The 15,542-nt window shown below is 60.4% G+C and carries 14 protein-coding genes and 2 pseudogenes; 7 read left to right on the top strand and 9 right to left on the bottom strand.

Going from position 1 to position 15,542, the window contains the following annotated elements; genetic code table 11:
- Positions 1–132: 132 nt before the first annotated feature.
- The 4 genes and pseudogenes from ARTSIC4J27_RS23055 to ARTSIC4J27_RS22350 all read left to right on the top strand — a co-directional run.
- Positions 133–324: pseudogene (locus tag ARTSIC4J27_RS23055) on the top strand (SDR family oxidoreductase); the annotation flags it as partial.
- A 189-nt stretch (positions 325–513) separates the two neighbouring features.
- Positions 514–1,257, top strand: a complete 744-nt coding sequence (locus ARTSIC4J27_RS20235) for an NADPH-dependent F420 reductase (RefSeq protein ID WP_050057009.1) — start codon at positions 514–516, stop codon at positions 1,255–1,257.
- A 459-nt stretch (positions 1,258–1,716) separates the two neighbouring features.
- Positions 1,717–2,562 carry a mycofactocin-coupled SDR family oxidoreductase gene (locus ARTSIC4J27_RS20230; RefSeq protein WP_050057008.1) on the top strand — a complete coding sequence of 282 codons (846 nt, stop codon included), beginning with the start codon at positions 1,717–1,719 and terminating at the stop codon, positions 2,560–2,562.
- Positions 2,563–3,092: 530 nt separating this feature from the next.
- Positions 3,093–3,311 carry an SDR family oxidoreductase gene (locus tag ARTSIC4J27_RS22350; protein WP_161799594.1) on the top strand — a complete coding sequence of 73 codons (219 nt, stop codon included), beginning with the start codon at positions 3,093–3,095 and terminating at the stop codon, positions 3,309–3,311.
- Between the two features lie 321 nt (positions 3,312–3,632).
- Here ARTSIC4J27_RS22350 and mftG read toward each other — a convergent pair whose 3' ends face one another.
- The 8 genes from mftG to mftA form a co-directional block, all read right to left on the bottom strand.
- Positions 3,633–5,249 (bottom strand): mycofactocin dehydrogenase MftG, encoded by a 1,617-nt coding sequence (gene mftG, locus ARTSIC4J27_RS20225; RefSeq protein WP_235436818.1) that lies wholly within the window; start codon positions 5,247–5,249, stop codon positions 3,633–3,635.
- Between the two features lie 133 nt (positions 5,250–5,382).
- A complete protein-coding gene (gene mftF / locus ARTSIC4J27_RS20220) occupies positions 5,383–6,795 on the bottom strand; it encodes a mycofactocin biosynthesis glycosyltransferase MftF (protein ID WP_050057006.1) in 1,413 nt (470 codons plus the stop codon).
- Positions 6,792–7,142, bottom strand: a complete 351-nt coding sequence (locus tag ARTSIC4J27_RS20215) for a hypothetical protein (protein ID WP_152683930.1) — start codon at positions 7,140–7,142, stop codon at positions 6,792–6,794. The genes mftF and ARTSIC4J27_RS20215 overlap by 4 nt, the downstream gene beginning before the upstream one ends.
- A 56-nt stretch (positions 7,143–7,198) precedes the next feature.
- A complete protein-coding gene (gene mftE / locus ARTSIC4J27_RS20210; RefSeq protein ID WP_083435568.1) occupies positions 7,199–7,930 on the bottom strand; it encodes a mycofactocin biosynthesis peptidyl-dipeptidase MftE in 732 nt (243 codons plus the stop codon).
- The gene (gene mftD, locus ARTSIC4J27_RS20205; RefSeq protein ID WP_050057004.1) at positions 7,927–9,129 is read right to left on the bottom strand and encodes a pre-mycofactocin synthase MftD; all 1,203 of its coding nucleotides are present in this window, start codon (positions 9,127–9,129) and stop codon (positions 7,927–7,929) included. The genes mftE and mftD overlap by 4 nt, the downstream gene beginning before the upstream one ends.
- 30 nt (positions 9,130–9,159) lie before the next feature.
- Positions 9,160–10,395: a mycofactocin radical SAM maturase gene (mftC, locus tag ARTSIC4J27_RS20200; protein ID WP_050057003.1), complete on the bottom strand. Its 1,236-nt coding sequence runs from the start codon at positions 10,393–10,395 to the stop codon at positions 9,160–9,162.
- Positions 10,388–10,687: a mycofactocin biosynthesis chaperone MftB gene (gene mftB / locus ARTSIC4J27_RS20195; protein WP_050057002.1), complete on the bottom strand. Its 300-nt coding sequence runs from the start codon at positions 10,685–10,687 to the stop codon at positions 10,388–10,390. Before mftB ends, mftC begins: the two co-directional genes overlap by 8 nt.
- Positions 10,688–10,699: 12 nt before the next feature.
- Positions 10,700–10,813 carry a mycofactocin precursor MftA gene (mftA, locus tag ARTSIC4J27_RS22345; RefSeq protein ID WP_083435567.1) on the bottom strand — a complete coding sequence of 38 codons (114 nt, stop codon included), beginning with the start codon at positions 10,811–10,813 and terminating at the stop codon, positions 10,700–10,702.
- Positions 10,814–10,928: 115 nt separating this feature from the next.
- On the opposite strand from mftA, the gene mftR reads away from it, so the two are divergent.
- Positions 10,929–11,519 carry a mycofactocin system transcriptional regulator gene (gene mftR / locus ARTSIC4J27_RS20190; RefSeq protein WP_050057001.1) on the top strand — a complete coding sequence of 197 codons (591 nt, stop codon included), beginning with the start codon at positions 10,929–10,931 and terminating at the stop codon, positions 11,517–11,519.
- A gap of 496 nt (positions 11,520–12,015) precedes the next feature.
- On the opposite strand, the gene ARTSIC4J27_RS20185 is transcribed toward mftR, so the two are convergent.
- Positions 12,016–12,894, bottom strand: coding sequence for a LysR family transcriptional regulator (locus tag ARTSIC4J27_RS20185; RefSeq protein WP_050057000.1), 879 nt, complete (start codon positions 12,892–12,894; stop codon positions 12,016–12,018).
- Positions 12,895–13,456: 562 nt separating this feature from the next.
- Between ARTSIC4J27_RS20185 and ARTSIC4J27_RS20180 the strand changes: the two genes are divergently transcribed.
- A complete protein-coding gene (locus ARTSIC4J27_RS20180) occupies positions 13,457–14,893 on the top strand; it encodes an MFS transporter (RefSeq protein ID WP_083435566.1) in 1,437 nt (478 codons plus the stop codon).
- 434 nt (positions 14,894–15,327) lie between these two features.
- Positions 15,328–15,542, top strand: a pseudogene (locus ARTSIC4J27_RS23315) (hypothetical protein); the annotation flags it as partial.

Raw genomic sequence — 15,542 nt, 5'->3', positions numbered from 1 at the left:
CGGATCAAAAGCGGAACCCAATGCGCCGTCGTCAACGCCGCTTCGCAGGCAGGAATCGTCGGCAGGAACGCGCCGCCTACGACACCAGCAAGGCTGGCCTGATCCACCTCACCAAGATTCTGTCCCACTGTTGTCCTCACGGAGCTGACCGCGTCAACGCTCAGCCGCCCCGAACGGGCAGCCGGGCTGCTGTCCAGGATCCTGATCGGCCGCTTTGGCGAGCCGGAAGACATTGCCGGGGCGTTGACATTCCTCCTCAGCGACGCCGCTTCACTGATCACGGGACACACTTTGACCATCGACGCCGGCTGCACCATCCGATGATGAACTATCCGTTGCCCCGGTTTTGAGTAGTGAAGGTGTTCTTGCACAAGAAAAGTTGCGAACTTAAGCCGCCACCCTTGGAGGGGCAGCATGAGCATCAGTCGTTCCCGAGGTGTAGGTAATATTGATCGGCCAGTTAGGCGTAGGCGTAGACTGTAAACTACTTAGTGTATGAACGAAGGGGTTTACATGAAAATCGGCATTCTCGGAGCAGGAGCCATTGGCGGGACAGTCGCGCGCAAACTGAGCGAAGCTGGACATAAAGTAAAAGTCGCCAATTCCCGTGGTCCCGAATCCATCGACCCCGACATCGTGGCCGCGGGTGCCATTGCGGTAGAGGCCGACGACGTCGTCACCGATGTCGACGTCCTCGTCATCTCCATACCGCTCAGCCGGATACCCGAAATACAGCCCCTCGTCGCGAGGCTCCCGGACGATGCAGTCATCGTTGACACGTCGAATTACTACCCTCACCGCGATGGACAGATCCAGGCGCTCGAGGAGGGACAGGTCGAAAGCATCTGGGTCACCGAGCAGCTCGGACGCCCGGTTGCTAAAGCCTGGAATGCGATCCCTTCCGAATCCTTCCAGAACTCGGGGAAAGACGCAGGTGATTCTGAACGCATCGCCATTCCCGTCGCCGCGGACCGCGCTGCCGATAAGCAGCTAGCCATGGCTCTCGTCGAGGAAACCGGGTTTGACGCCTTTGACGCCGGGTCCCTCGCGGACTCCTGGCGGCAACAACCCGGAGCGCCCAGCTACTGCACCAACCTCACGCGCCAAGAGATGCCGAAGGCCCTTGCCGCAGCCGACAAGGCCAGGCTCCCGCGCCGCCGGGATATTGTGATAGCAGCCGTCATGGAACGTTTCACGAGCCACACCGACATGAGTGATGACTACCTCGTCCAACTGAACCGAACCATCTACAGCTAACTCCTGAGCCGGTCAATATCAGTAATATGTCGGTCCTAACCTTTACCTGTATCGAGCGGCCAAAGACGATTGTCTCTTAGTTACGACCTGAGGACAGGTGCCGTGGCGACCAACGCAGTAGAGCCGGCACCTGGTCAAGGTGGGGCCCCGGTTGGGCCAAGCGCGACCAAGAGACGGCGTTACATTGACCTAAGTGCCCGCCGCCCGCAGCAAGGCTTATCCCGGACCGCACACTCAAAGAAAAGGCTGCCGAGCTGGATGGGACAGATTATCGCAGACGACTGACCCCCAGTAAGGGGAGGGCTATTGACAGCGATGCCTCGCCACTTCCTTGCATATTTGCACCACGTCTGACTACGATTCCAGAATACGAAACGATTGAAATCGTTCGGCGACCTGCGAACGTAATCAGCGGCGCGGGCGTGACGCGGGTCATGAGAAGAAGCTCAAAGGAGAGACATGGGACTGCTCGAGAACAAGGTTGCCTTCATTACGGGGGCTGCTCGCGGCCAGGGCCGCTCGCACGCCATCCGCCTGGCTAAAGAGGGGGCCAGCATCATTGCCCTTGACATCTGTTCACAAGATGTCACAACAATCAAGTACGACCTGGCGACCCGGGCCGACCTCGACGAGACGGTACGGCTCGTCGAAGGCCTCGGCGGCCGGATCGTGGCCGGAGTAGGCGACGTGCGCGAGCTCGCCCAGGTGCAGAAGGTCGTGGATGAGGGCCTCGAGGCATTCGGTCACATCGACATCGTGTGTGCGAACGCTGGAGTCGGCTCTGGGGCGGTCTCCTGGGAGGTGACCGAGGAGAACTGGCGCGAGGTAATTGATATCAACCTCACGGGCGTCTTCAACACCACGCGGGCGACGTTGCCGTCGATGATTGAGCGGGGTCAAGGCGGCTCTATCATCATGACCAGCTCCACGGCCGGTATCATCGCCTACCCGAACACCGCCGCTTATTCGGCGTCGAAGCACGGCGTGATCGGGCTCATGAAGGTGCTCGCGCAGGACCTTGGCCCGCACAACATTCGGGTGAACGCCGTGTGCCCGACCAACGTCAACACACGCATGATCAGGAACCAAGCCCTGTTTGACATGTTCGCTCCGCACATCGAGAATCCCGGGGTCGACGACGTACGTGGTGCGTTCGCCTCCCTTAACGCGCTGCCGGACCTGCCCTGGATCGAATCGAGCGACGTCTCCGAGGCGGTCCTTTGGCTGTCTTCCGATAACGCCAAGTTCATCACGGGCATCTCCCTGCCGGTCGATGCCGGCAACACCGTCAAGAAGGGCTACTGATGCAGACGATTGAGCGGCGACTCCTTCTTCATTGACGTGGCTGTAACGCCACTCAGTCCGACCGATCCTATGGCGTGATTTCCCCGCGCTCGGAAGAGCGGGCTGGATGTTTCCCCGCCGCATCGCGGGAAGACATCGACGGCCCGGTCGCCGCTGTCCGCAAGGCTTTCGACGAGGGCCCGTGGCCCCGGATGAGCCCTGCCGAGCGCCCAAATTGGGTGCACTCCGGTGCTCACATCGAGGTCGGCGCCAACTGGGACAGCAATGTGTTGCGCCAACCCGTTTCATCGTGCCAGCCCAGCGGTACGACGCGTACGCCGAGGCGCTCGCGCAGGCGTTCGTTGAATCGGCTCGCGCGGATGGGGCCACCGTGGCTGCGGGAGGCCGTCGACCCGCAGACTTGTCAGCGGGGTCTTCGATCGCGTTATGAAGATCAACCTGTACGGCCTTTTCTATTGCATGAAGCATGAGGTCCTCGCGATGGAGGCCAACGGGGGCGGCGCGATCGACTACGGGGCGAGGGCATCCGTGTGAGTGCCCTTGCCCCGGGACCCACGGCGACCACCATGCTCACCGGCGCACGTGAACACCAACCGCCGGAGGTCAAGGAGGCCATGTATGCGTCTCTCCCGATGCGCGAACTCCTGGAGCCCGAGGATCAGGCCAACGCGGCCGTCTGGCTTTGCTCCAACCAGGCGCGGATGATCGCAGGCGCGACCCTCCCTGTGGACGTCGGGCGCACAGCTTGATCACAAGTTATAAACCGGGAAACGGTCGCTATTCCGGGGCTTGAGCCAGTTTCGGCCGAGATCGGCCTCCCGCGGCTGCCGAATGGAGACCCCTGATGAAGCGCGCTGTCGACGCTCCCTTTGATCGATCCGGGCGCCGCGCTCATCTATCAGTTGGTAGTACCCGCCAGATCTATTGCTGCACAGGCGTCGCCGACGGCTCCTCAGACCGCTAAGAATCCGGGCCCAGATTGCCGTTGAGTCGACGCTGCTCATCCTAGCTCGCGCGGGTCGGCAGCCGATAGACAACCCCTGTTAGGCCAAGATCTCACGCAGTAACAACTACTTCCGGGGCTGAGGATCGCTGGCCCTGCCAGGGGCGTCGTATGACAACTCCTGCCTCGCCTCACCCCGGATAAATACCGCCATGCGCTCACCGATAAGTACTGCGGTCGCCGCGGGGCCGCGGGTGGGTGCAGTCGGGAGAATGGATGTGTCGGCCACGCGTAGCCCTGTCACGCCGTGAACGCGGCCGTATTGGTCCACGACGGAGTCGGGGTCGTTGGGGGACCCAAACTTCGCGCTGCCGCAAAGATGGATGGCTGTCCCCAGACGGGAGCGCATCCAACTATTGAGCAGGGTGTCGCTCTGAAGGATCGGCTCCGTTAGCTCCGTCAGGTCCTGGAAAATCGGGCTGAAGGCCTTGGACCGCAGCAGGCAGACGGCGGTTCGGACGGCCTCGCGCATCCGTCTGAGGTCAGTTTCTGCGGAGAGGTAGTCGAAGTCGATTTGAGGCTGCACTTCAGGGTCTGCTGATTTCAGGGTTATTTGACCGCGTGACGTCGCTGCTTGAAGTGATATGAGGAAGGCAAGGTCTCCTGGGTGAAGGACTTGGGCCGGCTTTTGGGATCCATGCGCTGCATGTGGCTGGCTTCCTGTGAGGATGTAGTCCATGGGTTTGAGAAGAGGGAGTATTTCCAGATCGCCCGGACAGGTTGAACCTCTGGCGGTGAAATTGAGGACAGCGGCCATTGATTGGGCCGTGCAGTAGTCGACCAGCGGAACCTTGGATCTCCAGGTAATGGCGAGGTTAGGGTGGTCGCTGAAGTTTTTGCCGACGCCAGGCAGGTTTTTGATCACCGGTATGTGGAATCTATTCAGTTCGTTTTCGGGTCCTAGCCCGGACAGAAGCAGGATGTGGGGCGTCTTCACGGCGCCGGCAGAGAGAACGACTTCGTTTGCTTCGACAGTGGTGATCGCCCCGGCGCGGAGGACTTCTACGCCTATCGCTTGGCTACCCTTGAACAGCACTCGGCGCACGTACGAGTTTCCCTCCACTGTCAGGTTCTGGCGGTCGCGTACAGGGTTGATGTAAGCCATTCCGGTGTTGATCCGCAGCCCACTGACGCTGTTTGAGGGCATCGGTCCGTAACCGGGTCCGTCTTCGCTGTTCTTGTCCCGTTCCGCCGGGAAGCCCAGTTCTTCGACGGCCCGTCGGAAGGCTTTTGTCACGGGGTGGTCTTGCAGCGGGCGGGATACAGTCATTGGACCAGAGCCTCCGTGCATATCGCTCTCACCGAATTGAAGGTCATTCTCCAGTTTTCTGTAAAAGGGCAGGACTTTGTCCCATGCCCATTCCTCATTTCCTCCGGAGGACCAGCGGTCAAAGTCTTGTTTCGGCGCTCGGATGAAGTAGGTTCCGCTGATCGCGGTTGATCCGCCCAGGATGCGGCCCCGGGCGATGGAGTAGGGCAAGTCCGGCGTCAGGTAACCCATGAATGACCAGTTAAGAGGATGATCCGGCATGGCTCCTTGCACGGTCCCGGCGTTCAGCAGCTCCGGCGGGAAGTCCTCCGTGCTGGCCGGCACTGGACCTGCTTCGAGCAGCAGCACGGTTCGTCGCGGGTCTTCACTTAATCGGGCCGCCAAGGGAGCTCCTGCGGCTCCAGCTCCGACCACGATGACGTCATATCTCAAGTAGCGCTCTTATCTCTGTGCACGTCATCTCCTTGGCGCATCCATTTGGTGCTGTTCGTTTCTCTGCCAGCCTTGCAGGGCGCCCTGACTGGGTGTAGCCAAGCTTGGCTAGAGGTCAGTTGGGGTTTTTTCGGATGTCGGGCAGCAGGCACCGGAGGGAGCGGCCTCTCAGTGCGCTGGACCAGACGCCGGTCCCGTATGCCAGGTCGTCCAGGCGACGCGCGAGGGCAAACCGAAACAGATCGAGTTTGGGGCGGGTGCGGCGGTACTCCCATAACGCGTCCACGACACCAGCCACGACGAGGGCGCGGCGCAACCTACGGGAGAAAATGCTCGCCGTGATGGCCAGAGGCCACCAGTGGCGGACAAAGAGGGCCATGGTCTGCGTTTGTGCTGCCAGCGCTCCGCGCGCAGTCAGACTGGCAGCAAGTCGGACCGGATGCGAGCTTCTGCCGAGTTTCTTGGAGATTTGCCACGCAGCAAAGGCAGAAATCACTCCTGCTGCCGGAACCGACCACGTGCGCTGGCACAGGACGGCGGCGACAAGGGCGACAGACCAGGGCGCGAAGACCGCTGGTGCGATTGCTTCCGGGTGCCGGAGAGAAAGGGCGTGAGCCGAGGTTCCGTAGAACGTCTTTCGGGACAGCCATTCTCCTATGGTTTGCCGGTGCTCGTGCCACACTATTGCCTCGGGTTCGAAGCGGACCCGCCATCCCTGTTCAACCAGGCGCCAAACGAGGTCGACGTCCTCTCCTACACGGCTTCCGGAGGTGAATCCGTCACCCAGGGCATCTGTTCTGGCCAGCATAAATGCCCCTGGCAGCCACGACACCGGGGACCGGGGTCGGACTGCAGCCGGGAAGATACCCAGATCCAGGGAGGATCGTGCCTCTTCGTACCGTTCGATCCAGTTCATGCCGTTTCCGTCGTCCCAGCCAAGTACCCTGGGGCCGACCAGAGCAACCTTCCGGTCATTAAAGTGCTTCAGGAGGAACGGAATGGTGTCCGAGTGGAGCACGACGTCGGAGTCGGCGAAGGCCACGTACGGTGTGGTGACGAGTTTAAGGCCCTCGTTGCGGGCGTCCGCCGGTCCACTGTTAGACGGGAGTCGCACCAGGCGTGCGCCGTATTTTTCTGTAACTGCCTGAATTGCCGCTGGGTCAGGGGAACGGTCGTCTACGACGATGACCTTGTGCTGTTTTCCGATGCTCGTCAGCAACCTCGCCAAGGCGAGTGGGCGCCCGAAAGCTGGGACGACAAGGGTTACGGAAGAAGGGTCAAGGTCGGGCAACGATTCAAGCACGGGATCGGCCATCCCGCTCTCCAATAGCCTGTCCACCAACAGGCCAGTAGGAGTGTCTGAGACGACTGCTGTCTTGTCCTGAATCATCTTGCTGGCACGTTCGGTAAGGTAAAGAACTCGCGTTGGGGAACCCCCGATGAGTTCGCTTCCCCTGCCAGCGATTTTCACCCGTCGGTTCAGTCTTACCGTAAAACCCTCGGGGAATTGAGGGTGCTGAACAGTCACGATCGGTCACCTGCAATACGGAGTTCTTCCTGGCCTCCGGGTACGTAGCTCAACTTGGTGTCCAGCTTAGCTTGGACGCCGTCAGCAGAGCTGTACAGGTGGGCCACTGTGAAGCCTTGCTCCCGCCAGATGAGCTCCCTGGCCTGGACACCATCTACTGCCATCCACAGGCCGGACCCGTCAGGCATCACGTCGTCGACGTAACCCGACCGATAAATCTCGCTACCGCGGTATATCACCACGAATTGCCGGGCAAGCGTCGCCCAATCCGGGGAGTCCTGCGGTATTAGGTCGGTCGGCATCCACTCAGTCGACACGGGGTTCCTTTCTTCGGCAACCAGCAGCATGACAATGGTCGAGGCAATGCGATTTGGGAAGGGGTTTCAGGCGGCCCTGACTGGAGTCAGACTCGCTGCTGCTGCCCATTGGACGTAAGCATTCCGTTCCGGGCAAGCGCGCCCCCGGCAATTCGGTGTGCAGCGTCATGCACCATCAAGTCAAGTATCCGGGCGCCCTCGTAGGCGTTTGCCCCAGTTGGATCGCCCAGAACGCCGGAGGGAGAGACGGCGGCGACGCCGCTGGCAAGCAGCTCCGGCATCAGCTCTTCGAGGGGACGCAACTCGCCTGCTACGGCCCGTTCCATTCGGACCGTTTCCGCATTGAGGTGAAGCATCAGCGACGTCTCCGTCCTGCCGGCATGCAGGTCAGCGCCCGGGACACTACAGGGCAGCCATGCGACGCTGTGCTGCTCTGCTTGTAGCTGGAGCACCGACTTTGACAGCGCCGGGACATTCCCGCCGTGGGCGTTGACGAGGACGATACGACCAGCCCAGGTCGACAGCGAGCGGACAAGCTCAACGATCAGCATGTGCAAAACCTCGGATCCGATGGACACGGTACCTGCGAAGGACTGGTGTTCGCCGCTGGAGCCATAAGTCACTGCCGGAGCAACCACTACCTGCCCTTGAACCCGTGAAGCCAGTGCGTCGGCGACGGCGGTTGCTATTACCGCATCCGTGTTAAAGGGCAGGTGGGGGCCGTGCTGTTCCGTAGAGCCGACGGGGACCAGCACCGTCGGGCTGCGCGGAACGTCGGGCCAGGTAAGCCTGCCCAGCCCGCTCCGGCTGTTAGTCATGACCGGACAGTGGCAGGAACACCCAACTCCCGGACAAACCCTGGAGGAATAACAAGGTGTTCAGGTCGAAGGTCCTGCACTGACGGGACGCTGAGCCCGAGTAAGGCAGAGTCGATGCCTCCTCGCAGGATGTCCAGTACGTTTTCCACACCTGCCTGGCCGTTGGCGGAGAGTCCCCATAGGTAGGCGCGTCCGATCATGACCGCGCGGGCGCCCAGTGCCAGCGCCTTGACGACGTCGCTGCCGCGGCGGATGCCGCCGTCCAAAACGATTTCCGCCTGGTCGCCCACCGCGTTGGCGATCGAGGGCAGGACACGGATCGGGGCCGGTGTGCTGTCCAGGTTGTTGCCGCCGTGGTTGGACACGGAGATGGCCGTGACTCCGGCGTCGACGGCGCGCAGCGCGTCATCGACACGACAGATGCCTTTCAGCATCACGGGCCCGCCCCACTCTGTGACGATCCATGCGATGTCCTCCCACGTCGGCGGCGGGGTTTGCATCCATTCGTAGTACGCGCCGAAGAAGGTGGGGCCCTTCTCGCCTACAGGGGCGAGATTGGGTGCCGTCAGGTCGGGCAGGCTGCGGGCGAAGGACGCCAGCCAGCGGGGCTTGAGCATCACTTCGGGAGCAAGCCTGATGGCTGCCTTGAGGTCGACCTTTTCGGGGATCTCGGGGCTGCCCCAGTCCCTTCCCATGGAGAAGGACCAGTCGGTGGTGACGATCAGGCCTTTAGCGCCGGCCGCCCGCGCGCGGTCCATGCGGTTGACCATCTGTTCCCGGGTTCCGGTCCAGTACATCTGGTAGAACGTCTTGTCGTTCGCGGCCGTGACTTCCTCCAAGGGTTTGGAGGCGAAGGAGCTCAGGCCAACGATGGTTCCGCGCGTGGCGGCTGCCCGGGCCACAGCGACTTCACCGTCGGGGTGGACGGCCTGGACTCCTGTGGGGGAGATCAGGACCGGGAGGGAAATTTGCTGGCCCATCACGGTGGTGGCCAGATGACGTTCTGCGGGATGGCCCACGACATGGGGGGCGAAGCCGAGCTCGCCGAAAGCGGAGGTGTTGTCATCCAGCGTCACTCCACGTTCCGAGCCGGCGAGCAGGGCGGCATAGACGGATGCCGGGAGGCGTTTTTTGGCCCGGCGCTGTGCCTCGGCCACGGATTCGAACCAGGGGTTCTGTGCCCAGGGATTCTTGAACATAATTGCCTTTCGAAACTGTTGTAGAACTCGCTACGGTTGGAAGCCGGCCAGTGGACTGGCGGCGCAAGCGGACACGGGCGGCGCTACGGGATCCGGCCGTGTGAGGCTGAGCTGAACCATGACAGGCTGTGCCCGCTTCGGGAGGGCTTTGCGTGAATGGTCCTGGCCGGGTTGGGGCCGGCTCCGGTCTCCGGCCAGGGCCGTTTCGCCGTAGCCCTGGACGCACTCAGGGTCAGGGCCATCCAGCGGAAGACCGGTGAAAAACTTAGCTGCCATGCAGCCGCCGCGACAGCTGTCGAAGAATGCGCACTTGGTGCAGGCCCCTGACGTCTGCGGAGACCTGAAGTCTTTGAAAAGCTCTGATTTCTGCCAGACCTCCTTGAATCCCCCGTCATTCAGCACATTGCCGGCCAGGAAGTTGTCGTGGATAGCGAACGGGCAGGCGTAGACATCACCCACCGGATCAATCAGGCAAACGACCCGGCCGGCACCGCACAGATTCAGGCCCGGCAGGCTTTCGCCGAAGGGCGCCAGGTGAAAAAAGGAATCTCCTGTCAGGACGTTGTCTCCGTTGGCGATCAGCCAGTCGTAGATGATGCGCTGCTGTTCGGGGAGGGGGTGCAGTTCGTCCCAAACGTCGGCGCCGCGGCCGGAGGGGCGGAGCCGGGTAAGCCGCAGAGTGGCACCGTGTTCGTCTGCGATGCGTTTGAATTCATCAAGCTGGCCCACGTTTTGACGGGTAACCACGACCGATACTTTGGCGTCCTTGAAACCGGCTTCATTGAGGTTTTTCAGGGCGCGGATTGCTGTGGCGTAGGAGCCGGGGCCGCGGACGTAGTCGTTGACTTCCGCGGTGGCCCCGTCGAGTGATATCTGGACGTCCACATAGGGTGTGGACGCTAGAAAGGCCGCTTTTTCCTTATCGATGCGGATGCCGTTGGTGGAGAATTTCACGCCGACCTGGTGGTCGACTGCATACTGGAGTAGGTGCCAGAAGTCCGGGCGGACGGTCGGTTCTCCGCCGCCGATGTTGACGTAAAAGACCTGCATGCGCTGCAGTTCATCGATCACGGCTTCGCATTGCTCGGTGGTCAACTCACGCGGATCCCGCCGCCCCGAGGACGACAGGCAGTGAACGCAGGCCAGGTTGCAGGCGTAGGTCAATTCCCAGGTGAGGCAGATCGGGGCGTCGAGCCCGAATTCGAACTGGTCCACCAGGGACCCTCCTGATGGGCGTGCCACAGGCGTGCTAACGACGTTAGTCATTGTTCTTTCCTTTGCTGGCGCGGATCATGTCGGTCGCAGCGAGACTGCGCAACGCGCCGACATAGGCGGGCCATTGGCCTTCGGGGACATCTGACTGCACCAGCGCGTCGCGGACTGTTCCGCTGCCTTCCAGGGAACGAATCACCCTGACGAGCTCCGGCTTCTTAAGGAACGTGAGCTTGCGGTTCCCGAAGTGATAAGCCATCGCCCCGAACGGTTCCGGCCGTAACGCAACAGCCGGTGACAGCATCCACTCCTCATCGAGCATGGTGTCTGTGCTGGTTGGGCTCATTTGTCCGGGCGCCTAGTACACGCCGCACATGCCATCAATAGACACGTCCTCGACGAGATCTTCGATGACAAGGTCGGCCTCTTCGATGGTGCTGACGCTTTCAAGATTGGGGTTCACGTATTCCACAGTTCTTCTCCTATCCGGACTGTCTCGGGAGGTTCCGAGGACGTCACATTAGAATAATGGCACTCAGCGCCAAAAAGATAGGGTGGACGGTAGATACTGCTAAGTTGTTCTCACGATGACCGCACTCACCAACCGCACCCGGGGCCGTCGGGCCGTAACGGACCATGGCTCTATCGAGCGTGCAGCATTCAGGTTGTTTGAGGCGCAGGGCTTTGATGAGACCACCATGGAACAGATCGCCGAGGGCGTGGGCGTCGGGCGCCGAACGCTCTTCCGGTATTTCCCGTCCAAAAACGACATCCCGTGGGGCCAGTTCGATCAGAGCCTTCGGGATTTTGCCGAACAGCTGGCGAACGTACCCGCGGACGTGCCCGTTTTCGAAGCCGTGCACAGGTGTGTCGTGGCTTTTAATGACTACGACAAGGAGGCGCTAGCCCAGCATCGGATCCGAATGAGACTGATTTTGGAGACGCCGGCTCTGCAGGCCCATTCAGCGCTTAAATACGCGGCCTGGCGCGGAGTGATCGAAGACTACGTTGCACGACGTCTCGACTTGGGAAGCGAATCCCTGCTACCCCGACTCGCGGGACACATCAGCCTCGCCCTGGCAATTTCGTCCTACGAGCAGTGGCTTCTCAAACCTGACGGTGACCTCCCCAGCATTCTCCAGCAGGAATTATACGAACTGCGTTCGTATCTCCAGTAACTGTTAGGAGGACAGAGCCGCTTTGTGGGTCACTCCCTCCGTCTTTTGATTGCACTGGGGAGAACAACAATGCGCTGGCCATTCAAGGCGGCCTCCAAACTGTGGGTGTGTGAAATCGAGTGACGGCTCACGGAGGAAGCACGTCAAGACTCACCGGACGACGACGCCTCCTCAAGGGCGGAAGGACACTCCTGGGGGAATAGCGTCACGATCGTGTAGGTTGCTCTCGGGTCAGGAACAACCGGCAAAAACAGAAAGGAGGACCACCAAGTGGCTGTCCGGCACAGGTCCCAGCTCGCCCGCGAGGATACCGGCCGGTCGTACTGCATCGAGTGCGAAGGCTGACACCCCCGGAAACTGGTCAGATCTCGCTGCCGCCAATCCTGCCTGAAGGCCCAATTTGATGCGTTTGATGCAATACACAGCCTTCAGCTTTATATAGGGTTACTATCGGCCCTTAATCAACAGGAGTAGGGGCATGGAATGCACGCCCTCGCTACGGGGTTGGAAAGGCAGTCCTGATGGCATTGTCCACGGCGGCGACGACGGCTCGCGTAACCGGCTGACGTGCAGACCAGGTCTTGAGCACCACCGAGGGCTCAACCAGCCGAGCCCAAGTCCATTCAGGCAGGAGGCTCTCTGCCACGGCTCGCGTCATTATGGCAATGTTCGCTCCTGCCGCATCGGCGCAGGCCTCTGCATGATGTGTGTAGTTGGCGAATTGCCAGAGCGGCCTGGCACCCACTTCGTTGGCGGCGCTAATTAGAGGGTAGTGAACAGTAGGCAGTTGATTCTTGGCGTGCACGAGAACCCGGAGGCCATCGAGTTGCTTCATTGTCCACGTCTCAGCTGTGGACCTAGACTCCCCAGGCCTGACGGCGACGCCGAATTCTTCCTCGCCGAGGCTATAGCTCGCCAACCCATCAGGCGGCGGTTGATGAACCAAGGCGATGTCCAGCCTGTCTTCTCGGAGCATCCGGAGCTGAGTGGCGCTGTCCGCGTCGGTGAAATTGATCCTCGCTGGAATCACGTGTTTTGAAACCGCTGACAGGAGCGTGGCAACCCAAGCGCCCGGAAGTCCGGGAGCCAAGCCCACCTCGACGGTTTCCGCCTCTGGAGCGGCGAGAACGGCCACTTCAGCCGCGCTCTCGGCAAGATCAAGGATTGCCAGTGCGTGCCTGTAGAGTGCCACCCCGGCAGCGGTTGCCGTCACGCCTGTAGGAATCCGTTCAAAGAGCGGTGTTCCGATTTCACGTTCGAACCGACGGATCTGCCGGCTCAGCGCCGGCTGGGAAATCATCAACTCCTCCGCGGCCCGGGTCACCGAGCCTTGACGAAATGTCGTCGAAAAGTAAATCAACTGCCGTATCTCCATGCTCCCCCTACCCGCTACCCGAAGAAGCCTAGCGCTGCCATAACCCTAGGGTATAGCGGGTCGACCGAAGCGGCATTGGAAATTACACTCTGAAGCGCCTTCAATTGTGACTCGGGATACTTTGCCCTAACACGTTAAATACGAACTGCCTGCACTCACCTAAGGAATTACAGTCAATGACGACTACTCCAAGCCTCAAAGCAGCCATACCACTGGGTCATGCACCCGTCTGCTAGCCGCCTTCACAATGACCCGAGCCACGTAGGGTCCAGCCGACGACTCCATCAGCAAGGATCTCGGCAGGGAGTTCAGCGTCGCCGGGACCACTTCGGCGGAAGCAGCGCGTCGATAGCAAAACTTGTCCCTGAATCATGGGGTGGAAACCGTCCGCGGTTGGCGGCACCCCCTAAGCCACATCCAAGTAACAATCCGGATTGTCGTGCGGCGTGAACTTCACACGGTCCCGGTGGCGGCAATATCCGCCGCTGGTACCGGGAAGCTTCTACTCTCGCAATCTTGATCAGCCAATATTTTCGACACCTAAAGACATCAGAGGAGAACAATGACTACTTCAACGCTCGAGCAGGAAGGCTCGATGCTCGATGCTCGTTTGGACAGACTGCCGATAACCAAACATCACATCCTTTGGATATCGGTCCTAGGGCTGGTGTTCTTTGTCGAGACCTTCGACAATGTAATGTTCGCCTCACTGGCACCCGCCATCCGCAACGAGTGGGGCCTCTCAATCGGTGAGATCGGTGTACTGGCGTCGTCTGTGTTCATCGGCATGTTCGTCGGCGCTGTGGCTGGTGGACGCCTCTCAGACCGGTTTGGGCGCCGCCCCGCGCTGGTAGCCGGGTGCTTCGTCTTCGGGCTTGGATCCCTCGGTTCAGCGCTGGCTCCCTCGCCCGAGTGGCTGCTAGCCTTCCGAGTCATCACAGGTGTCGGAATGCAAGCGGCCATAGGTGTGCTCATGGTTATGGTGAGCGAGATGTTTCCAAGTGCGAAGCGCGGAAGGTTCTTCACCGTGCTCACGTTCATTGGATTCGCCGGAGTACCCGTCACGACATTTACTGCTCTGACGATCGTTCCGTCCGGGCCGAGCGCCTGGCGATGGGTTTTTGCTATCGGCGGCGTCGGCATCCTGACCGCTCTTATTGTTCTCCGCTTCGTCCCCGAAACCGTGCGATGGCAAGTGGCCCACAACCGGAGTGAGGCAGCGACGCGCACCGTGTTGTCCCTCGAGAAGGCTGCACAGGAGCGGGGAAAGGTGTTGCCACAACCCCAGTCTCTGCCGCCGATTCAAACGCGACAGAAACTACGTGACCTATTTCGCGGGAAAGTACTCCAGCGCCTGATGGTCATGTCTTCAGCGTTCGGTATCTATCTCTTCTGTCTGGTCGGCTTTCAAGCATGGATCCCGACAATCCTCACCTCGCGTGGGATGTCACAGACGGCGGCCTTGCAGTTCGCAAGTATCGTATCGCTAGCAACGATTGTGGGGCCCGTAATCATCTATTTCATCGCGGACAAAATCGAGCGCAAGGTGATCCTATTCGTCGCGGCAGTCATTACAACGGTTGCGATGCTGACCTTCGCGTTCGTCAGTGACTCCACAGTGAGCCTAATCGCCGCTTTTGCAGCAAGCATGGCCGCGACCAGCATGACTGTCTCCTTTTACACCTACATTCCCGAAGTTTTTCCCACGGCCCTCCGAGGTGTGGGAGTCGGCGCAGTCAATGGCGCAGCGCGAGTCACTGGTTTTCTTTCGGGAATCTCAGTTGCAGCGATATACACAGCATGGGGATTTCAGTGGTTGTACGTCATCCTGGCGGGCCTGTTCCTCCTGGCCGGAACGATCATCCTGGTCTTCGGTACCCGAACCACAAACAGGTCGCTCGAGGTCGTCAACGAACTCGAGGTCGCCAACGACTCAGCCGATTCCTTGCGAGCACCGATAAAACCAGGCAGTGAAGATTTGAATGGCATTCGGGACTAAGACTGAGCTTCGTGTGACATTCCCAAACCGGCTAGGACGTGTCTCCTAAAGCTGTCAGCCACATGGTGTTTGCTCGAAGACCGGATCCTCCGCGATTGGTGAGTGCGCGTTTGTCGTAGCGTGTTGCCAGAGCCCGCGACTGCTTTTAAGGAGGTGAAGTTCCGTTCGACGACGTTCCGGTCTTTGTAGTCCTCTTTGTCAAAGGCCTAAGGTCTGCGGCCTTATGTCGCGGTCGCGAAGGTGTGTCCGTAGCGCCCTGGACGAGTCGAGAGGGGCTACTCGCGTTTGCTGAACCGTATGCGCTTGCTCGTCGCTAGCGCCTATCGCGAGCCGGGCGAAAAAGCGTAAACCGCTGGACGCCCTAGCCCACAGAGTTTTCACCGGCGTTCTTTACCGCAAGTTTCATCAACAGTTTCGACAAGGAGCAAATTTATATGGATTCGCCAAGAGTACTGCCCGCTGATGCTCGCCGTGTTGTGGCGAAGGGTGATCTCGGTTATCTCGAGGGCGCCCGCTGGCACCGTGGAGCGCTGTGGTTTTCGGACATGAGCCGCCGCAAAGTCTGTCGCCTGTCCCATGACGGGTTGGTCGAGGATATCGCTGATGTACCCGGACGGCCGTCAGGTTTGGGTTTTGACCCTGACGGGGC

Origin of the sequence: Pseudarthrobacter siccitolerans (genome assembly GCF_001046895.1) — a bacterium.
GTDB classification, from domain to species: Bacteria; Actinomycetota; Actinomycetes; order Actinomycetales; family Micrococcaceae; genus Arthrobacter; species Arthrobacter siccitolerans.
The sequence above is the reverse complement of the archived record's forward strand: the minus strand, read 5'-3'. Positions and strand labels throughout refer to the sequence as shown.

Coding starts and splice junctions, on each gene's coding strand:
- ARTSIC4J27_RS20185 (WP_050057000.1), bottom strand. CDS start 12,894: ATGGAGATACGGCAGTTGATTTACTTTTCGACGACATTTCGTCAAGGC.
- ARTSIC4J27_RS20235 (WP_050057009.1), top strand. CDS start 514: ATGAAAATCGGCATTCTCGGAGCAGGAGCCATTGGCGGGACAGTCGCG.
- mftR (WP_050057001.1), top strand. CDS start 10,929: ATGACCGCACTCACCAACCGCACCCGGGGCCGTCGGGCCGTAACGGAC.
- mftB (WP_050057002.1), bottom strand. CDS start 10,687: ATGAGCCCAACCAGCACAGACACCATGCTCGATGAGGAGTGGATGCTG.
- mftC (WP_050057003.1), bottom strand. CDS start 10,395: ATGACTAACGTCGTTAGCACGCCTGTGGCACGCCCATCAGGAGGGTCC.
- mftD (WP_050057004.1), bottom strand. CDS start 9,129: ATGTTCAAGAATCCCTGGGCACAGAACCCCTGGTTCGAATCCGTGGCC.
- ARTSIC4J27_RS20180 (WP_083435566.1), top strand. CDS start 13,457: ATGACTACTTCAACGCTCGAGCAGGAAGGCTCGATGCTCGATGCTCGT.
- ARTSIC4J27_RS20215 (WP_152683930.1), bottom strand. CDS start 7,142: ATGCTGCTGGTTGCCGAAGAAAGGAACCCCGTGTCGACTGAGTGGATG.
- ARTSIC4J27_RS20230 (WP_050057008.1), top strand. CDS start 1,717: ATGGGACTGCTCGAGAACAAGGTTGCCTTCATTACGGGGGCTGCTCGC.
- mftE (WP_083435568.1), bottom strand. CDS start 7,930: ATGACTAACAGCCGGAGCGGGCTGGGCAGGCTTACCTGGCCCGACGTT.